Source organism: Salinimicrobium gaetbulicola (assembly GCF_042676025.1).
In the GTDB taxonomy this organism is placed as follows: domain Bacteria; phylum Bacteroidota; class Bacteroidia; order Flavobacteriales; family Flavobacteriaceae; genus Salinimicrobium; species Salinimicrobium gaetbulicola.
In genome coordinates, this window is the sequence record NZ_JBHTJP010000032.1 from 920,531 (window position 1) to 939,050 (window position 18,520).

The 18,520-nt window shown below is 41.2% G+C and carries 14 protein-coding genes; 5 read left to right on the forward strand and 9 right to left on the reverse strand.

Translation table 11 applies throughout. The features are described from left to right. Positions 1–261: 261 nt before the first annotated feature. A complete protein-coding gene (locus tag ACFQ1G_RS05735) occupies positions 262–2,250 on the forward strand; it encodes a S9 family peptidase (RefSeq protein WP_380737470.1) in 1,989 nt (662 codons plus the stop codon). Positions 2,251–2,317: 67 nt separating this feature from the next. Here ACFQ1G_RS05735 and ccsA read toward each other — a convergent pair whose 3' ends face one another. The 6 genes from ccsA to ACFQ1G_RS05765 all read right to left on the reverse strand — a co-directional run bounded on the left by ccsA (position 2,318) and on the right by ACFQ1G_RS05765 (position 11,311). Then, positions 2,318–5,461 carry a cytochrome c biogenesis protein gene (ccsA, locus tag ACFQ1G_RS05740; protein WP_380737472.1) on the reverse strand — a complete coding sequence of 1,048 codons (3,144 nt, stop codon included), beginning with the start codon at positions 5,459–5,461 and terminating at the stop codon, positions 2,318–2,320. A gap of 77 nt (positions 5,462–5,538) precedes the next feature. Further along, positions 5,539–7,041: an ammonia-forming cytochrome c nitrite reductase gene (gene nrfA / locus ACFQ1G_RS05745; RefSeq protein ID WP_380737474.1), complete on the reverse strand. Its 1,503-nt coding sequence runs from the start codon at positions 7,039–7,041 to the stop codon at positions 5,539–5,541. Then, complete coding sequence (gene nrfH, locus ACFQ1G_RS05750) at positions 7,031–7,645, reverse strand: cytochrome c nitrite reductase small subunit (protein ID WP_380737476.1); 615 nt, start codon at positions 7,643–7,645, stop codon at positions 7,031–7,033. Before nrfH ends, nrfA begins: the two co-directional genes overlap by 11 nt. A gap of 304 nt (positions 7,646–7,949) precedes the next feature. Next, positions 7,950–10,205, reverse strand: coding sequence for a catalase/peroxidase HPI (katG, locus tag ACFQ1G_RS05755; protein WP_380737478.1), 2,256 nt, complete (start codon positions 10,203–10,205; stop codon positions 7,950–7,952). Between the two features lie 180 nt (positions 10,206–10,385). Beyond that, positions 10,386–10,805 (reverse strand): hypothetical protein, encoded by a 420-nt coding sequence (locus ACFQ1G_RS05760; protein WP_380737480.1) that lies wholly within the window; start codon positions 10,803–10,805, stop codon positions 10,386–10,388. A gap of 281 nt (positions 10,806–11,086) precedes the next feature. Next, the gene (locus ACFQ1G_RS05765; RefSeq protein WP_380737482.1) at positions 11,087–11,311 is read right to left on the reverse strand and encodes a hypothetical protein; all 225 of its coding nucleotides are present in this window, start codon (positions 11,309–11,311) and stop codon (positions 11,087–11,089) included. A gap of 298 nt (positions 11,312–11,609) precedes the next feature. Here ACFQ1G_RS05765 and ACFQ1G_RS05770 point away from each other — a divergent pair, with 298 nt between their 5' ends. Next, entirely contained in the window at positions 11,610–12,398 is a 789-nt protein-coding gene (locus ACFQ1G_RS05770) for a DUF1206 domain-containing protein (RefSeq protein ID WP_380737484.1), read from the forward strand. A 183-nt stretch (positions 12,399–12,581) separates the two neighbouring features. Here the strand turns inward: ACFQ1G_RS05770 and ACFQ1G_RS05775 are convergent, their stop codons facing one another. The 3 genes from ACFQ1G_RS05775 to ACFQ1G_RS05785 form a co-directional block, all read right to left on the reverse strand. Then, the gene (locus tag ACFQ1G_RS05775; RefSeq protein WP_380737485.1) at positions 12,582–13,271 is read right to left on the reverse strand and encodes an aspartate/glutamate racemase family protein; all 690 of its coding nucleotides are present in this window, start codon (positions 13,269–13,271) and stop codon (positions 12,582–12,584) included. Positions 13,272–13,390: 119 nt separating this feature from the next. Next, a complete protein-coding gene (locus tag ACFQ1G_RS05780) occupies positions 13,391–14,608 on the reverse strand; it encodes a S8 family peptidase (protein ID WP_380737487.1) in 1,218 nt (405 codons plus the stop codon). A gap of 219 nt (positions 14,609–14,827) precedes the next feature. After that, on the reverse strand, positions 14,828–15,139 hold the full coding sequence (locus ACFQ1G_RS05785) for a rhodanese-like domain-containing protein (RefSeq protein WP_380737488.1): 312 nt from the start codon (positions 15,137–15,139) through the stop codon (positions 14,828–14,830). 326 nt (positions 15,140–15,465) lie between these two features. On the opposite strand from ACFQ1G_RS05785, the gene ACFQ1G_RS05790 reads away from it, so the two are divergent. The 3 genes from ACFQ1G_RS05790 to trpD are packed head-to-tail and all read left to right on the forward strand — an operon-like array spanning position 15,466 to position 18,512. Then, a complete protein-coding gene (locus tag ACFQ1G_RS05790; protein WP_380737490.1) occupies positions 15,466–16,860 on the forward strand; it encodes an anthranilate synthase component I family protein in 1,395 nt (464 codons plus the stop codon). Positions 16,861–16,890: 30 nt separating this feature from the next. Continuing rightward, positions 16,891–17,520, forward strand: a complete 630-nt coding sequence (locus tag ACFQ1G_RS05795; protein WP_380737492.1) for an anthranilate synthase component II — start codon at positions 16,891–16,893, stop codon at positions 17,518–17,520. Next, positions 17,517–18,512: an anthranilate phosphoribosyltransferase gene (gene trpD, locus ACFQ1G_RS05800; protein WP_380737494.1), complete on the forward strand. Its 996-nt coding sequence runs from the start codon at positions 17,517–17,519 to the stop codon at positions 18,510–18,512. Before ACFQ1G_RS05795 ends, trpD begins: the two co-directional genes overlap by 4 nt. Positions 18,513–18,520 lie beyond the last annotated feature (8 nt).

The following is an 18,520-nucleotide window of genomic DNA, read 5'->3' on the forward strand; positions in this document are numbered from 1 at the left end:
TTAATTGTATTTTCGACGAACGACTCTCCTAAACACCTAAAATTCCATTTATTCTGACCAAATGAATCGTTCTAGTTTAACGGAGAATACTATTCCCGGAAAAGTTTTTATAGTACTCACTCATGGTGATCTCTAACCAGATTAAAATTATCTAGATTTTGTATTAAAATAAGACCAATTACCAATTTAGCTGTCTCCTTGGCAAAAAGTGTTTTTTCATGTAACTTCATGAAATCTTTCAACCCTTAAATGCAGTATGTTATGAAAAAAATCTTTCCAATGCTTCTATTGTTTCTAACCAGCCCTCTCTTTGCACAGGAAAATGTGCTTACCCCAGAGGATGTGGCAAAACTGGAGGTCATTACTGATGCCTTGATCTCTCCGAACGGACAGAAAATTGCCTATCAAAAAATGGTTCCCGCCGATCCTACAAAGGAAAACGCACCGGGAAGTATGCATCTATATCTCTTTGACCTGGCTTCAAATTCATCTACTTCCCTGGTCACGGATTACAGCGTCTCCAACATCAAATTCAGGCCTAAACAAAACAATATAACCTTTGCTGCCAAACAGGAAAAAGATTCGGCAACCTCGATCTATCAAATACCTGTAGCAGGTGGAGAACCCCAGAAGATCTTTGAATATGAATCGTCTATTTCAGGGTTTGAATGGAATCCTGAGGGATCAAAAATTGCCTTTGTCGCTAAAGAATCTAAAAAGGAAAAGGAATCCGCCTTACCTTACCAACCGGAGATCTACGAGGGAGACCTGCAAAATTCCGCAGCCTATATTGCACAATTAAACGATCCTTCCCCTGTAAAAATTGAAGTTCAGGGGCATGTAACTGGACTAAAATGGAGTCCGAACGGTAAATATCTCGCGGTAAGCGCTGCCCCCTCCTCTCTTGTTGATGATTTTTATACCGGACAAAAGCTTTATATAATAGACGCCGAAACTTCCAAAGTATCTGCGCAGGTTGATCACAAGGCTAAAATGGGTGCCTTCCATTGGAGTCCAAACGGGAAAAAAATTGCCTTCATTGCCGGAGAAGATGAAAATGATCCAACTGACGGCCGAATTTTTATCGCTGAAGCTACAGGAGGAAGTCCGCAGATCCTACAGCGCGATTTCAAAGGTAAGTTTGAAACAATAGCCTGGAAGGATGACAAAACGCTCACCTACCTTGCAAGTGAAGGGGTATACAGCAATCTGGGTACTTTAGGAATGGATGGAAAAACCAAAAAAGTATTCGAAGATAAAAATTTACATATTACAGGTTTCTCGCTGGCTAAAGACAACAGCATTGCTTTTACGGGGAATACCCCTAAACATCCTAACGAATTATTTTTTCTTAAAGCAGGATCTGATTCTGCACAAAAATTGACTACTTCCAATCCATGGCTGGAAGAGGAAAATTTAGGAAAACAAGAGGTATTTACCTTTAATGCAGACGATGGTATGGAAATACAGGGGATTTTGATCCACCCGGTCAATAACGCAGAAAGAGCTCCCCTTATTACTGTTGTTCATGGTGGGCCTGAAGCTCACTACAGCAACGGCTGGCTGACAGCCTACAGCATGCCAGGCCAAATGGGTGCAGGTGAAGGCTATTATGTCTTCTATCCCAATTACAGGGGAAGTACGGGCCGGGGAGTAGAATTCGCCAAATCCAGCCAGGGAGATCCGGGAGGAAAAGAATTTGATGATATCATCCACGGTATTGACCACCTTATTACCGATTACGGAATCGATAAAGATAAAGTAGGTGTAACCGGAGGTTCTTACGGAGGGTATGCCACAGCCTGGATGTCTACCCGCCATACTGAAAGATTTGCGGCAGGGGTCATGTTCGTAGGTATCAGCAATAATCTTTCAAAATGGGGAACCAGCGATATACCTGAAGAAATGTTCCTGGTACACAGCCGAAAAAGAATATGGGACGATTACCAGTTCTTCCTTGAGAGAAGCCCGATCTTTTATGCAGACCAGGCAAAAACTCCGTTACTTATAATGCACGGAAAAGAAGACACCCGTGTTGACCCGGGGCAATCCTATGAACTGTACCGACATATAAAAACCCGAACTGATACTCCGGTTAGATTAGTACTATATCCCGGTGAAGGACATGGTAACCGCAATTCAACGGCGAGATATGACTATAGCCTTCGTATGATGCGCTGGTTCAACACCTATTTAAAGAGTGAAAATGCTGAAATGCCAGAGTCTGTTTTAGACCTATCAGGACAGTAATCATAGCTTCCTAAAAACCAAAAGCCCGTAACTTTAATCAGTTACGGGCTTTTTTTAGTTTTCATTTCTATACCGTCACCTTTGATCTTCGGTATTTCCTATCACGGAAAAATGCCAGAATGGCGATTGCCGTAAGAATTGCTATTAGCACATAGATGAATGATGGAATGGGCAGCGGGTCACCGGCTGCATAGCTATGTAGGCCTGATAAATAATAGTTCACTCCAAAAGAGGTCATTATAATAGATCCGAAAGCGAAGACACTTACCGCGTTCAATACAAACCTGCCTCGCAGAGCCGGAATAAACCGAAGGTGCAGCACCACTGTATAGACAATAATACTTATGAGCGCCCAGGTTTCCTTGGGATCCCATGCCCAGTAACGCCCCCAGGATTCATTGGCCCAGATACCGCCAAGAAAAGTTCCTACCGCCAGTACGAATAAACCAATGGTCATTGCGATCTCATTGATATAAGTGATCTCTTTAATCTTCACATTGATCTTTTTCTGAGAACCGGGTGTTCTGAAAATTATTAGAAGTAAGGCCATTAGTCCCAAAATAGCAGAAAGCGCCAGAGGAGCATAACTGCTTACGATAGTAGCGACATGCACTTTCAGCCAGAAAGATGATTTTAGCACAGGCATCAAATTAGTGATCTCAGGGTTCAACCAGTCCAGGTAACTCACAAATAAAAGAGCCCCGGTAAATAAAGTAGCAAGAGGCAATGCGAAATCAGATTTTCTAAAGGTGAGCAAACCACATAGCAAGAGCGTCCATGCCACAAAGACCAGCATTTCATAACCATTGCTCCATGGGGCGTGTTGAGCTACGTACCAGCGCAATATGATATTTCCGGTGAAAGCCAGGAAGCTTATCAAAGTGATAAGGATCAAAGCGTTCCACACGATCTCAATACCTTTATTATTCGTAAAGATCTTGACAATAGCAAGCAGTAACAAGATCGCCCCAATAGTAAAGTACAACTGGAACAACCAAAAATTAAGATTCAGTTCATTGTACCAGATCTCGGCCTCAACTCTCTTACTGTCAGGAATTATCTCCTCTCCCAGAACATCCTGAAATTTCTTGATATACGTTAATTTTTCGCTGGCTGCTGCCCAGTCTTTATTTTTGACATCATTAAAATACCCCGGAATTATCCCCTTTGCAAAACGGGCATCTTCTGCCGGAAAATCATTAAAATCATGAGTGGGGCTGTACCATTTGTTAGTACTGTCATTACTGTTAGGGAATATTTTCAAATAATGCCCCGCAAAAACATTGTAGAGAATATTGAAGCGTTCGTCGACCTTGATCACTTCCTTATCTAATTCATTACGTTCTGCAGGCTTTTTCTGATTGGCATCTTCAATAGCTTTGACCAGCAAATAATTTCCTTTATCATCTAGAAGTTGCGCAAACGACACCAGGTCATCCTCACTAAGTTCAAGGGCAGAAAAAGCGCCTTTGGCCTTATCCCGGTCTATTTTTATCAACGGAATATATTGCCACACATTGGGAGAAGCATGCATCGCCAGAAAGGCCTGGTTGGCACTTAAGGTTGTTTTTTCGCCTTCCTTAGTGAATTTAAAATATGGCTTTCTGGTTAGCTTCCGAAGAAATTCTGAAGCCAGGGTGTTGACAGGTTTTATTCTTCCATCAAGATCCTGAACCATAAGCCTTCCGAACATCTCTGCATGCTGTTCGTTCACCGTTTGCTCTTCAATAATATCTATCGTGATCTCAGGATCAGGTTCCTGTGCATTCATTCCGGCAGAAAAGCCAAAAAGCAGAAGTAACAAACTTATCGTTTTCATTTTCTTGAGTTTCTTATTGATCTGTGTGAACCTCGAAGCTCTTCCGAAGAGCGTAAAGAACATTCCTATCATCATTAGAAAATAACCCGCGTAGGTAACATAAGTTCCCGGAGCATCATGATTCACAGCCAGCACTGTTCCCATCTCATCGGTGTCATAACTGGCTTGAAAGAATCTGTACCCTTCATAATCCAGGACATTGTTCATATAAATGCGATGGGGCATGGCCTTACCATTATCCATCACCTTAACTTCACTCGCATAAGAGGAAGGGCTTGTTGAACCGGGATAGCGCTCCAGCTGAAAATCATCAAGATGAATGGCAAAAGGTGTGGTTAAAGCCTTTGAACCGTAGGACAAAATCACTTTTGTGCCTGCCAACTCAACCTCATGTTGGGATGGCAAAAAGCCTTGCCTGTACAATAAGGTCACCTTTTCTTCCTGATCACCAACTTTGACGTTCACCACAAGGGCATCATCCTTGATCTCATCATTATCTTTTGGTTTTTCAGATTCGCTCACCAATTTAATGGACGCATTAGGATGGTAAGATAACGGAACAAAGGACGCATCTCCATCTCTATACAAAGTTCGAAGGGACATGGGATGTAAACTGTCCTTTAACAGTGTTCCGGCTTTTTCTGAAGCCATCACAAAAGTTCCCAGATTCCGCGGAGACCTTATCTTAAAGCTGCCGTCCTCCTCTGTAATATTGATCACCCCTTCCCCTTCAGCTTCAAAGCCTATTTTGTGATTATGAGTACCTATGTTCTCGATCTCTCCTTTCTCAAGAAAAACGGTCTGGCGTTGACTACCTGCCGAAACCACCATTTGAAGCATTGGCTTTCCTCCTTCGATGCCGTCAACAATTTCGGGAACCGCATCTGCCACAAACTCATTATAACTCACGGTTACCGGCTGACCGTTGAATTCGGTGTCAATGGTAAAATCATTATCCCCGATAGGAGAAAAATTCATTCTCTTTTCAAGGGTCTTTGAACCATTCTTATCACTCAATGTGAACTTTAAAAAATTGGCATCTGAAATTATCGTGTTAGAAGCTGCTCCTTCCCGTATGCGCATGATCCCACCATAAGAAGTGTACCGGGTAATTCCTGCGCCAATGAGGATCACGATAAAAGCCAGGTGAAATAAAAGGATCGCCCATTTCTCTTTTCTCCAGAGGTTGTATTTAAAAATATTGGCCGCAAAACTAATTCCCAGGCCTAGCATAATGAGTTCAAACCATAAGGAATCATAGATCAACTGCCAGGCAGTTGCTGTACCAAAATCATTTTCAACAAAGGTGGCGACCGCCATAGCTACCGCATACGCGAACAATAATAGTACTGCCAAAACAGGCGATGCGAAAACTTTATATAACTTTTTCATTGCAATTTATTTTCTCCATAAAATATAGAGACACCTAATTTTCACAAAAGGTGCCTCTATATAATATCAATATTTGATTATTCTTCTACCGAAGAAACCGCTTTTTTAGTATCCATTTTTGCTTCACGTTCCTTGGCTCTTTCCATCCATTTTGGAAGCAGGTTTTCTTTAAAACTTTCTTTCTCAGCCTCTAATTTTTCCATATCAAGGCCAATGAATTTCTGAGCTTTTTCTTTAGTATCAATGTCTGGCATTTCAATAGGTTTGTTATGACCAAGATCAGCCAACAAACGGCTTAACTTCAATCTTGCATCCTGTGCTTTCACAAGACCTCCGCCTATCACTCTGGCGATCTCCACAGGCGAGTGGAAAGACGCCCCATGAGCCGCAGCAGAGAAATCCCAACGCCATTGTGCATGACGAATATCTTGCAGGATATCTTTCATCTGCTCTTCGGTTGCACCTAGATCCCAGCATTTTTTTGCTTCCAGGTGAGCTCGCACTAACAGATCCTCCAGTTTCAATCTATTTTCAGTCGCTTTCTTCTGTCTTTCATAAACATTTGCGATCAACTTGGTAGATTCTTCCCTGTGGCATACCTGGCAGGCATTTGAGGTATTGTTCAAAGGAGATTGGATATGGTGGTCTGTGAACTTTTGACCGCCTTCACTTTTATAAGGCATATGACAATCCGCGCAGGAAACTCCCCTGTCTGCATGAACCCCTGTCACGAAAGTTTCATACCCCGGATGCTGTGCTTTTAGCATTGGCGCTTTACTTAACTTATGTGTCCAGTCTGAAAACTGAATATTATCATAATATCTCTCCATGTCTTCTACAGTGGTACCTTCTTCCCATGGAAATACCAGATAAGGCACACCTTCTTTACCCGGAAGGTTCTTATTAAAGTAATATTCCACGTGACATTGCGCACACACCAGCGAGCGCATTTCATTATGGGTAGCGTTATTTATATCTTTTCCCATAGCATCAAAGGCCTCTACTAGAGCAGGTCTGGTGATTCGAAGTTTCATACTTTTTGGGTCGTGACAATCTGCACAACCAATAGGATTCACCACCTCATGACCTTTATCTGCCCATTTTCCGCTGTAGAACTCGGCAACTCCAATTTCATTCATTAATCTTGGAACATCGGGACTTTTACAAGTCCAGCAGGTAGAAGGCATAGGCCCATCTCCTTCTCCTTTAGGGCCACCGGTTCTTAAAGTATTATGAATGTCCTCGATCGCGTAGGCATGTCCGCGACCCTGGTTATAATCTTTTGAAAAACCGTAACCTGCGAACAAAATAACAAGATTAGGGTCTTCTTCAAGAACGTCGATCATAGACGATCCTCCCTGGAAAGAGGAAAAGGAAGTATCCCTGGTTTGCATGAAAGACTGATATTCTTTAGGATAATTCTCGCCCCATACTTCATTTCTTGGTTCATTCTCTGCAATCTCAACTTTAGGGGTGAACTGATATTTTGCTTCAGACTTCCGGTTAATGATGCTGGAAGCCAATAGTCCTAAAAGGAATACGACTATAATGGTTACAATAAATAATACTTTATTTTTCATTCTTCGGGTTTTTATCTGTTTGTTCTGCCAACCAATCGGGAATAACCATTTCTTCCTGGTCGGTAGGAATAGGTGCCAAATTATATTTAATAGTAGTTAATCCGTGTACATCTCCATGAGGAACTTGTTGATGACAGCTCCAGCATTGTCTTCCAGTCCGTTTTTCGCGGTGATCATCCACCCAGCCGTCATATTTTACCTGAGTCACCTGCTGTACATGACAACGAATACAGTTTTGCTGAACCACTTCTTGAGAAGCCTCTTTCATCTTGATCACATCAGGTTCTGCTCTTGCCGTAAATACTGAAGCATGGTATAGACCATCTTTAGCTTTGAAATAATATTTATTCACCACATTATCATGTGGCACATGACAATCATTACAATTAGCCCATTCCCTATGTGAACTGTTCATCCAGCTGTTGTACACCGGGGTCATAACATGACAATTGACACATGCCTGCGGATCATCTGAAAGATATGAGGTTACCCTGGCCTCCTTCATCATGAACAATCCTAACCCAATGATAATTGCGATAAAAAATAATGCGACCTGACGCCAATTAGAGCCTTTTTGAGGTAATAGATTAAATGGTGATTTCATATTGGAAGGTCTGCTGGTTAGTTTACTCTAATGTCAATGTTATAGAATATGGGATTTTTATCAAATAGATTCTTCCAATTTTAAAAAGGGAACCTATTTGATTGGCTCTTAATCCGGCTATATCATTTTCATTACAAAAATATTCCGACCATTTTACCCGATTTATGACAATGATCAGTATTTGAAAAATAAAATTAAGAAAATTTTAATACTTCGGAAATTTAATAACTCAGTTATTCTTCTTTTTGGAAAGGACAAAAAAAAAGACCGGCTCTACCGGTCTTTTAACTAAATTATCGCTTAGTTATTTAAGATCAAAACGATCCAGCTCCATCACTTTTGCCCATGCTTTGACAAAATCCTTAACGAATTTCTCCTTAGCATCTGAAGAGGCATAAACTTCTGTAAGGGCACGCAATTCCGAATTTGACCCAAAAATTAGATCTACCCTGGTACCGGTCCATTTTACTTCCCCAGAAGCGCGATCTTTTCCTTCAAAAACATGTTTGTCATCTGAAGTTGCCTTCCAGGCAGTTCTCATGTCAAGTAGGTTGGTAAAGAAGTCATTTGTGAGCTTCCCCGGGTTATCGGTAAACACTCCGTGCTTCGAACCGTCAAAATTTGTTTCCAGCACGCGCATTCCTCCAACCAGAACGGTCATTTCTGGAGCGGTGAGTGTAAGCAACTGCGATCTGTCTACCAACATCTCTTCAGCCGAAGCCGTAACATCTTCACTCTGCCTTAAGAAATTTCGGAAACCGTCCGCACTCGGTTCTAAAGCATCAAAAGCCTCCACGTCGGTTTGCTCCTGGGAGGCATCGGTACGACCGGGATGAAACGGCACCTTAACTTCATATCCGGCATCTTTCGCGGCTTTCTCAACGGCAGCACAGCCTCCCAACACGATCATATCAGCCAGGGAAACTTTTTTGTTTCCAGATTGTGCTTCGTCAAAAGTAGATTTCAACTCTTCTAACTTCATGATCACTTTTTGTAATTCTGCCGGATTATTGACCTGCCAGTTCTTTTGAGGAGTTAAACGAATTCGAGCTCCATTAGCCCCTCCCCTTTTATCAGAACCCCTAAAAGTAGATGCAGAGGCCCAAGCTGTTGTAACTAGCTGCGAAACGGTCAAACCTGAATCCAGGATCTTTGATTTCAATTCGGAAATATCCTGCTCGTTGATCAAATCATGATCAACCGCTGGAACAGGATCCTGCCATATTAATTCCTCTTTTGGCACATCTGGCCCAAGATACCTGTTAATTGGACCCATATCCCTATGGGTCAATTTATACCAGGCTTTTGCAAAGGCATCTGCAAACTCATCGGGATTCTCATAAAAATGTCTGGATATCTTTTCATACTCCGGATCCATCCTTAAGGAAAGATCTGTGGTCAACATAAAGGGAGGATGTTTTTTTGAAAAGTCGTGAGCGTCAGGGATCAGGTCGGCATCAACACCATCTTTAGGTTGCCATTGATAAGCACCACCCGGTCCTTTCACGCATTCCCAGTCATATTTAAAAAGGTTTTCAAAGAAAAAATTACTCCATTTCGTAGGAGTCTGTGTCCATGCTCCCTCTATACCACTGGTTATGGTATCTCCGGCTTTCCCACTCTGGAAGCTGTTTTTCCAGCCTAATCCCATATCTTCAAGAGAAGCGCCTGCAGGCTCTACATCTACATATTTTTCAGGATCAGCAGCACCATGAGTTTTTCCGAAGGTGTGTCCCCCTGCGATTAAGGCAACTGTCTCATAATCGTTCATTGCCATTCTTCCGAAGGTCTCCCGAATATGATCGGCAGCGGCAATAGGATCGGGATTTCCGTTAGGGCCTTCAGGATTAACATAGATCAATCCCATATGGGTAGCTCCAAGAGGGTTTTCCAATTTCTCCTTCTGGAATCGTTCTTTATTTCCCAACCATTCCCCTTCAGATCCCCAATAAATATCCTCTTCAGGTTGCCAGATATCCTCACGTCCTCCACCGAATCCAAATGGTTTAAGTCCCATAGACTCCAAAGCGCAGTTACCAGCCAGTATCATTAAATCTGCCCAGGATATCTTTCTTCCATATTTCTGTTTAATCGGCCACAGCAAAAGACGGGCCTTGTCCAGGTTCGCATTATCAGGCCAGCTGTTAAGTGGGGCGAATCTCTGAGATCCTGAACCTGCACCACCACGTCCATCTCCAATACGATAAGTTCCCGCACTGTGCCAGGCCATTCTTATAAAGAAAGGGCCATAATGACCATAATCTGCCGGCCACCAGTCCTGTGAATTGGTCATTAGTTCAAAAAGATCTTTTTTGACCGCATTCAGATCGAGACTTTTAAATTCTTCGGCATAATTAAAATCCTCGTCCATAGGATCAGCTAAAGTAGAATGTTGACGAAGGATACTTAGATTAAGTTGATTAGGCCACCAATCCCGGTTCGAAGTTCCGGTCCCGGCGGTAAATTTCACGGCTCCCCCTGTAAAAGGGCATTTACTTGATTCGTTAACTTCCCAAACTTTGTGGCTATCGGGATTGCTGGAGTGCTCATGTTGTGACATCTTTTTGATTTTTGATTTAACAGATACCCTAAAATATAAGAATATAATTTCTTGTATTTTAACTTTTTATCGCAAAAATCAATGATAACCATGTATAAAATTTATATCACCTTCTAAAAAGCAAAATCCCGTCAAAACTTTTGACGGGACCTATCATTTTTTCCGAAGAAACCGGAACTACTATTTTCTCTTTTGAATGGCTTCCGCTTCTTTTTGAGAAATTCGTTTTCCATTGTAGAAATATACCACGAAGGCATCGTCAAATCCATTCCTACGAAGCTCTCGCTTTAATCGTGAAGCTTCATGACGTAGACGAGTCCTACCCCAAATATATTTGGTCAATCCGTTATGTTCATAGGAATAAACGTTTCCTAAATTCTTTAAACGTGCATCAGTTGATGAAAGTGGTTCTTTCGAAGTCAAAAATTGAACTTTGTAAACCAGACCGGACTGCCAGTCTAATAAATTAGCTGAAGTCATGTTAGAAACTTCTGAAATGGCTTTAATGGCCGATTCATCTGAAGTTTGTTTTGATTGAGCACCCGCATATGAAGTTATAAAGCCCAATAATACGGTTAAGATCAGAGTAATTTTTCTCAAGGCTGTTAGTTTTATGGTGTTAAAAAAAGGTTAATTAAGGCGAAAGTATAAAATTCAGAACGAAAAACTACATCCACTCGCCAAAGTGCGCGATTTACAGGTTATGTGACACAATCAACACTAATAAAGCGTGGAATAAAATACTTGAGAAGACATTAGGATCATCACAAATAAATTTTTGTCAGGCCTAACTAAACGAAAAAAAGAGGTAAATTTTTGCAGGCGGAATCCTGGGTTGGTGATATAAAATTCAGAAAGAATTGGAGAATATTATTTAAGCCTTAGGACCCTGAAGACAGTCTTTGCATTCTTCGCTGGTAAACCTCAGCTAGGATAGCATTGGTTTCCTTGTATTTAGGAGTTAACTTTTCGACACTGCCATTGGCAGTATCGGTCAATTCTTCACCACAACACTTACATCTATACTCATGAACGTGGGCGGTAATATTATTTGAGACCACATACTGATGTCCTAAAACTGCACAGATTAATTTTTTGAGGATCATATTGAAATGATTTTTTTCTTAAACATTCTTAAGCCAACTCCCTGACCGTTAACGCTAATTTAACAATAAAAATATGGAAATCTGCTTAAAAATATTATTTATTCGATGAAATACACAATTTAGTTTGTTTTCCTACTTAATTTTTGTAGGACACATGTTAAATATTTCCCTACAAAATAAGAGTCTGTTTAGAAATTTCCAAAAATAATTCTAGCTCCGGTTCCTTAAATTATTTATAAATCATTTGTAGTCATCGGCTTTTCCAGTATTTTAAGAGATCAACCAACTAAACAACCAGATGGACAAAAAAATCAAAAACACGGCGAGGACAGGATTTGTTGCAAAAGGAGTAGTATATGGTATCACCGGCGTACTAACTTTTATGGCAGCATTTAATATGGGCGGCCAAAAAACAGGACGCTTACAGGTCCTTGAATTTCTGGACAAACAGACCTTCGGAAATATTCTTCTAATCTTAATGGGAATAGGTCTTATCGCATATGCCATATGGAGGTTTATTCAGAGTATAAAGGATCCTGAAAATATAGGTACTGATACCAAAGGAAAGGCTAAGCGAGTCGCTTTTTTCATAAGTGGGATCATTTATCTCGGCCTGGCAGTGATGGCAATTTTAAGAGTCGTAGGCTCAGGAGGCGGTAGCGGTTCAGGATCACAGGCACAGAAATCATCTTTTCTGGCCAGCGAAACGGGTTTGATTTTGATAGGGATAGCCGGTGCAGGAATTGTGATCGCCGGGATCTACCAGTTCATTAAGGCTTATAGAAATGATTACACCAAAAAATTCGACCTATCCTCGCTAAGTGAAGAGAAAAAAAGAAGGAGCATTAAAAAAACAGCTGAATTCGGATTAAGTTCAAGAGGGGTCATTTTCCTGATCATAGGTTATTTTGCCCTAAAAGCCTCGTTTACATCAGACCCATCAAAAATTAAAACTACTACAGAAGCATTTTCATTTATACAGGATTCATCTTATGGCGCATGGCTCATGGGATTGGTAGCAGCAGGTCTGGTTGCTTACGCGATCTATATGTTCCTCATGGCAAAATACAGGAGATTCCAGGGGTAAATTAGAAGAACATTTTTGGGGGTTTTACCCCATAGCGTACGCATTACTTTCTAACTACATTTGAATATACCAATTAAGATTTAACACGTGTACGATTTTAAAAGGTAGTTTGTAAATTTTTAGTATTACAAAGAAGGAAGAGAGATTGGGGGATCTCTCTTCCTTTTATTTTATACCTTTTAATCAATAATCGGTTTCCAGAATAAAATCCACGGCTTTTTTAGCATGCAGATGGGTGGTGGCAATTAGAGGGATATCAAAATCCTTCTCATCTACCAGTAAAGGCAATTCTGTGCAACCAAGGATAATTCCCTCAGCTCCTTTTTCCTTTAACAATTGCATCTGGTCAATAAAGAAAGAACGGGCTGTTTGGGTGAATTTACCCTGGGTAAGTTCCGCAGAAACAAATTGGTGAGCTGTATCCAGATATTCCTCCTCAGGAATGATGGTGTCAATGTCATAATTAGCTTTTAACCTCTTCTGAATAAAGCCTCCCGTCATGGTGGGCTTATTCCCTAAAAGACCCAGGGTTTTCAATTCCCGTTTCGTTGCCTCTTCCCCAACCGAATCAGCAATATGAAGAATAGGAATAGAGATCTTTGGCTGAACATATTCATACACCATATGAGGCGTATTGGCACATATCACTAATGCTTTCGCTCCGGCTATTTCGAGTTTTCTGGCAATATGCAAGTATGCCAAATTGATCTTTTCCCAGTTCTGCTCCCTCATTAATTCAATATTAAGACTATAAATAATGAGAGGAGGATTGGCCTGTGGGCCTATTTTCTTCCCTGCCAATTCATTAATAAGACGATAATACACAATTGTGGAGTGCCAGGAAGTTCCTCCTATAAGACCTATGGTACGCATAACTTCGAAACTTTGTTTAAAGATATGTAAACCATCAGGTTGCTTTTGTGACCAAGGTCACATATAATAAAAAAAGCACCCATACGGGTGCTTTTAATTATTTCAAGTAAGATCTTTTCTTAATGAACAATGATAGCATCTGCGTTTCCGTCAGGATCACCGTTTACAGTTCCGTCTGTACTTGCATTTCCTAAAAGAAGTACACCGGCAGCATGTGGAGATGCCATAGAAGTACCGCTAATAGTATTATAACCACCATCTTTCCATGTAGACTTAATAGCCACACCAGGTGCACAATAATCTACTGGCGGGTTACTGAAGTTAGAGAAAGAAGCCCAGTTATCATTTTTATCCATGGCAGAAATTGTATAGATATTTGGACCATTTGCTCTGGCTGGAGAATGGTTATTCGCATCATCAGTCTCATTACCGGCTGCAAGTGCGAAAATAATTCCAGATGCAGCAGCATTTTTCACAGCTGTATCCAAAGCATCTGAAACAGGACCTCCAAGACTCATGTTTGCAACATCACCTGGATTTCCATTTTGAGCAACATGGTTAACACCCGCAATAACTCCTGAATAAGATCCGCTTCCACGGCTATCCAAAACCTTTACAGGGATTACAGTTGCTCCCGGAGCAACACCAATTACCCCTTCGCTGTTATCAAGAGCACCAATGGTCCCTGCAACGTGAGATCCGTGACCGTTACCATCGTCAAGAGATTTGGCATCTCTTCCTGAAGTAAAAGCGTTAAACCCTCTTGAAGCGTCTACATTAAGGTCAGGGTGATCAAGATCGATTCCTGAATCGATTATCCAGGCCACGCCAGATCCGGTATAAGCACCGCCTCCATTAACTCTGGTGATACCGAAAGGAACTTCCTGACCGCTTCCACCTCCTCCGGTTCCTGGATCTGAACAAGGGTTAGTTGGAGTTCCACAAGGAGGTGCCAAAGCAATAATTCTGTCTTGCTCCACAAAAGCCACGTCTGCACTGTTTCTTAGCTTAGCAGCCTGGTCTTTTGTCATCCTTACACTAACACCTGAAAGTGCAGCACTATAAACACTTAAGATCTCAGCATTACCGATCATATTGTCGGACATTATCTTCTGGGTCTTAGATTTGACCGCTTCCTTGTTCAGGTTATGATCTCCCTGTAATTTTCCGCCTTCGCGGTACACAACTATATACTGGTCAGGAATAGGTTGTGAAAAAGCTTGAGCAGCTTCCGGTGCATCTGGGGTTGAAACTTCTGTTCCGTCTTTGGAGCAGGAAACAAATGCTGTCGCAGCAAATGCTAAAGCCCAAAGAGTAGAGGTTTTTTTAAACTTCATAAAGTAAATTTTAATGGTTAATGTTAAAAGATTTGCCGAATCTATGTTTTATTAATTAAAATTAAAATTTTTTAACATTTAAAGAATCAGCAATAAACTCATTAAAAAGCATCATATTAGACACAAATCCCCCATAAAACCTACACCTATTGACGTAAAAAAGGGCAACTGTTAAAAATTTCACAGCCGCCCTTTTTCGGTTTTATAATAATCTGAAAGTTACTCAGCCTTCTCGCCTTCCCATTGTGAAAAACCTCCAATAAGATTATAGGTTTGCTTAAAGCCTTTTTGATCCATCAAATTACAGGCTTGAGCACTTCTTGCCCCCGACCTGCAATACACATAATAATTCTTTTCTTTATCCAGCTTATCAAGTTCCTGAAGAAACTCCTGGCCTTTATAAATATCTATATTTTTGGCTTCAGGAATATACCCTTCTTCCACCTCTAATTCGGTTCTCACATCAAGGATCACGGCATTGTCGTCATTACTGATCTGCTTTCTCCACTCTTCTTGTGATAATTCTTTCATAAACGCTATTTTTAATTTGTTATATACCTACAATAAATGTTCCGCTCGCAAATATAAGAATCCAAACTTCCCACCTTCGTTAGAGGATTCAAAAATCTACGATGTTATAATCTGTCATAAAAAGTTGGTAATAATACAAATCCCTTTTATATTTGTCCGCAATGAACCTAACTGTACAACATAACTGGTGGTGGAAATACTTACGTCAAACGTCGTGAGCAACACCTCCTGTAACTATATTACAAAGGCTTGTCATCGCGACAAGCCTTTTTTATTTTCAGCTATTTTGATCTTCTGCAGAAGCGGAATCATTTAAAAAGACAAACATGATTAAACTGAATACCACTTATAAAAAGTTACTTGCCGATACCTTTACCCCTGTAAGTATTTATTTAAAGATAAGAGACCGCTACCCGAACAGTCTCCTGCTTGAAAGTAGCGATTACCACGGCAGTGAGAACAGTTTTTCATATATATGCTGTAATCCGCTTGCGTCAATAAAGGTTCAAAATGAAAAGGTCACCGAAACTTTTCCTGACGGTAGTTTAAAAGAGACTAATATTACCGGCGAAACCAGTATTCCCGAAACCGTACAAAACTTTGCCCGTCAGTTTGAGACGACAGGCCCTCACTTTAATTTCATTAACCAGGGTCTCTTCGGATACATCGCCTATGATGCGGTAAAATATTTCGAAAACATCGAACTTCAGAAGAAAAAAGGAGACCTTCAAATCCCCGAAATTTATTACGCCGTCTATCAGAACATTATTGCGATCAACCACTTCAACAATGAGGCGTATATTTTTGATCATAGCGTCAATTCCGAAAATAACCTGGATGAGATCGAGCAGCTTTTAAAAGTGAAGAATTTTGCTTCCTTTCATTTTTCCGCGGAAGGTGAGCCGGTTTCAAATGAAACCGATGAAGGTTATATTGAAAAAGTGTTGGAGGCAAAAAAACATTGCCATCGCGGAGATGTTTTCCAAATGGTACTCTCCCGAAGATTCTCACAGGCCTTTAAAGGGGATGAATTCAATGTTTATAGAGCCCTGCGGAATGTGAATCCTTCCCCATATTTATTTTACTTCGATTACGGTGATTTTAAGATCTTCGGAAGTTCTCCCGAAGCTCAACTGGTAGTAAAAGATGATAAGGCTGAGATCCATCCCATCGCCGGAACTTTTAAGAGAACGGGAAACGATGAACACGATGCTCAAAGCGCTAAAGCACTGGCCGCCGACGAAAAAGAAAATGCAGAACACGTAATGCTCGTTGACCTTGCCCGTAATGACCTGAGTCGTCATGGTAGTGAGGTGAAAGTGGAAACTTATAAAGAGATCCAATTCTTTTCACATGTGATCCACCTGGTAAGTAAGGTTACTGGTAAAAAGAACGATGACACCAGCACTATGCAAATGGTGGCAGATACTTTTCCTGCCGGTACTTTGAGTGGCGCACCAAAACACAAGGCGATGCAACTCATTGAGAAATTAGAGAATGTGAACCGGGATTTCTATGGTGGAGCCATCGGGTTTATGGATTTCAAAGGAAATTTCAATCATGCGATCGTCATACGATCTTTTTTGAGTAAAAATCATCAGCTTCATTACCAGGCGGGAGCCGGAATTGTTTCCGAATCAAAAGAAGAGAATGAATTACAGGAAGTTTATAACAAATTAGGCGCCCTTACCCGGGCACTTGAAATAGCAGAAACCATCTAATCCCGGTAAAATGGGAATAACTATATAGAGATGAAAAAGAATACAAAACAAATTTCAGTACTGGTGATCGATAATTACGATTCCTTTGTTTACAACCTGGTTCATTACCTGGAAGAATTGGATTGCAAAGTCACCGTAAAACGAAATAATGAACTTGATCTCGAAGAAGTAGAGGACTACGACAAGATCCTGCTTTCTCCCGGACCCGGAATACCGGATGAAGCCGGCCTACTTAAAGCAATCATTTCCAAATACGCATCCAAAAAGAGCATTTTAGGAGTCTGTCTCGGGCAGCAAGCTATAGGGGAAGTTTTTGGCGGAAAGATCATCAACCTTAAGGATGTGTTCCATGGGGTGGCATCAAAAATAAGTGTTTCGGTAAGCGATGAGCTTTTATTCAAGGACCTTGAAAAGGAAATGGAAGTTGGCCGTTATCACTCATGGGTGGTGGACAAGGCCCTCCCAGATTGCCTGGAGGCTACATCTTTTGACGAGAACGGGCAGATCATGTCATTACGCCACAAAATATATGATGTTCGCGGGGTGCAGTTTCATCCGGAATCTGTTTTGACTCCACAGGGAAAACAGATGATCAGGAACTGGGTCGAGAATACTCCTTTAACTGAAAATGAACCGGAAAACAAACCAGAAGCAGAATGAAAGAATTATTGAACAGACTTATCAATCACGAAACCATTTCGAAAGCCGAAGCAAGATCAGTATTGGTAAATATTTCGAAGGGCGAATATAACGAAAGTCAGATCGCCGCTTTTCTCACGGTCTATATGATGAGGAGCATTACCATCGATGAACTGGAGGGTTTCAGGGACGCTTTACTGGAATTGTGTTTAAAGGTTGATCTCCAACAATATGATCCCATCGATCTCTGCGGAACGGGTGGCGACGGAAAAGACACTTTCAACATCTCTACCCTGGCTTCCTTTGTTACGGCAGGTGCAGGAGTGCCGGTGGCAAAACACGGAAATTACGGGGTGTCTTCAGGCTGCGGAAGTTCAAATGTTATGGAGTTTCTGGGAATACGATTCAGCAATGAGAAAGACTTTCTGAAAAAAAGCATGGATGAAGCAGGGATCTGTTTTTTACACGCCGCTCTTTTTCACCCGGCAATGAAAAAGGTGGCACCCATCAGAAAATCTCTGGCGGTTAAAACCTTCTTCAATATGCTTGGGCCAATGGTGAATCCGGCATTTCCGAAGAAACAGGTGGTGGGTGTTTTTAATCTGGAACTTGCCAGGATGTATGGATACCTGTATCAAAAAAGCGATAAAAGCTTCAGTATTTTGCATGCATTAGACGGTTATGACGAGATCTCCCTCACGGGAAACACCAAACTCATCTCAAATAATTCCGAGGGAATCCTGAAGCCTGAAGATTTCGGGGTGGAGAAAATATCCTCCGAAGCGATCTCAGGCGGAAACAGTATAGACTCAGCGGCTGCTATTTTCATGCACATCTTACATGGAAACGGAACGGAAGCTCAAAACAATGTCGTTTGTGCCAATGCGGGTGTAGCTATTCAAACTGCCAAAAATGTCAGTTTACAGGAAGGTTTTGATATGGCAAAAGAATCCCTCCTTTCAGGGCAGGCACTCATGACCTTTAAAAAATTGAAAAACCTAAGCCGGGCTTAAAAAAGAAA

What these genes read in the sequence shown, in the direction of transcription:
- ACFQ1G_RS05735 (WP_380737470.1), top strand. Translation starts at nt 262, where the DNA reads ATGAAAAAAATCTTTCCAATGCTTCTATTGTTTCTAACCAGCCCTCTC.
- ccsA (WP_380737472.1), bottom strand. Translation starts at nt 5,461, where the DNA reads ATGAAAAAGTTATATAAAGTTTTCGCATCGCCTGTTTTGGCAGTACTA.
- nrfA (WP_380737474.1), bottom strand. Translation starts at nt 7,041, where the DNA reads ATGAAAAATAAAGTATTATTTATTGTAACCATTATAGTCGTATTCCTT.
- nrfH (WP_380737476.1), bottom strand. Translation starts at nt 7,645, where the DNA reads ATGAAATCACCATTTAATCTATTACCTCAAAAAGGCTCTAATTGGCGT.
- katG (WP_380737478.1), bottom strand. Translation starts at nt 10,205, where the DNA reads ATGTCACAACATGAGCACTCCAGCAATCCCGATAGCCACAAAGTTTGG.
- ACFQ1G_RS05765 (WP_380737482.1), bottom strand. Translation starts at nt 11,311, where the DNA reads ATGATCCTCAAAAAATTAATCTGTGCAGTTTTAGGACATCAGTATGTG.
- ACFQ1G_RS05770 (WP_380737484.1), top strand. Translation starts at nt 11,610, where the DNA reads ATGGACAAAAAAATCAAAAACACGGCGAGGACAGGATTTGTTGCAAAA.
- ACFQ1G_RS05775 (WP_380737485.1), bottom strand. Translation starts at nt 13,271, where the DNA reads ATGCGTACCATAGGTCTTATAGGAGGAACTTCCTGGCACTCCACAATT.
- ACFQ1G_RS05780 (WP_380737487.1), bottom strand. Translation starts at nt 14,608, where the DNA reads ATGAAGTTTAAAAAAACCTCTACTCTTTGGGCTTTAGCATTTGCTGCG.
- ACFQ1G_RS05785 (WP_380737488.1), bottom strand. Translation starts at nt 15,139, where the DNA reads ATGAAAGAATTATCACAAGAAGAGTGGAGAAAGCAGATCAGTAATGAC.
- ACFQ1G_RS05790 (WP_380737490.1), top strand. Translation starts at nt 15,466, where the DNA reads ATGATTAAACTGAATACCACTTATAAAAAGTTACTTGCCGATACCTTT.
- ACFQ1G_RS05795 (WP_380737492.1), top strand. Translation starts at nt 16,891, where the DNA reads ATGAAAAAGAATACAAAACAAATTTCAGTACTGGTGATCGATAATTAC.
- trpD (WP_380737494.1), top strand. Translation starts at nt 17,517, where the DNA reads ATGAAAGAATTATTGAACAGACTTATCAATCACGAAACCATTTCGAAA.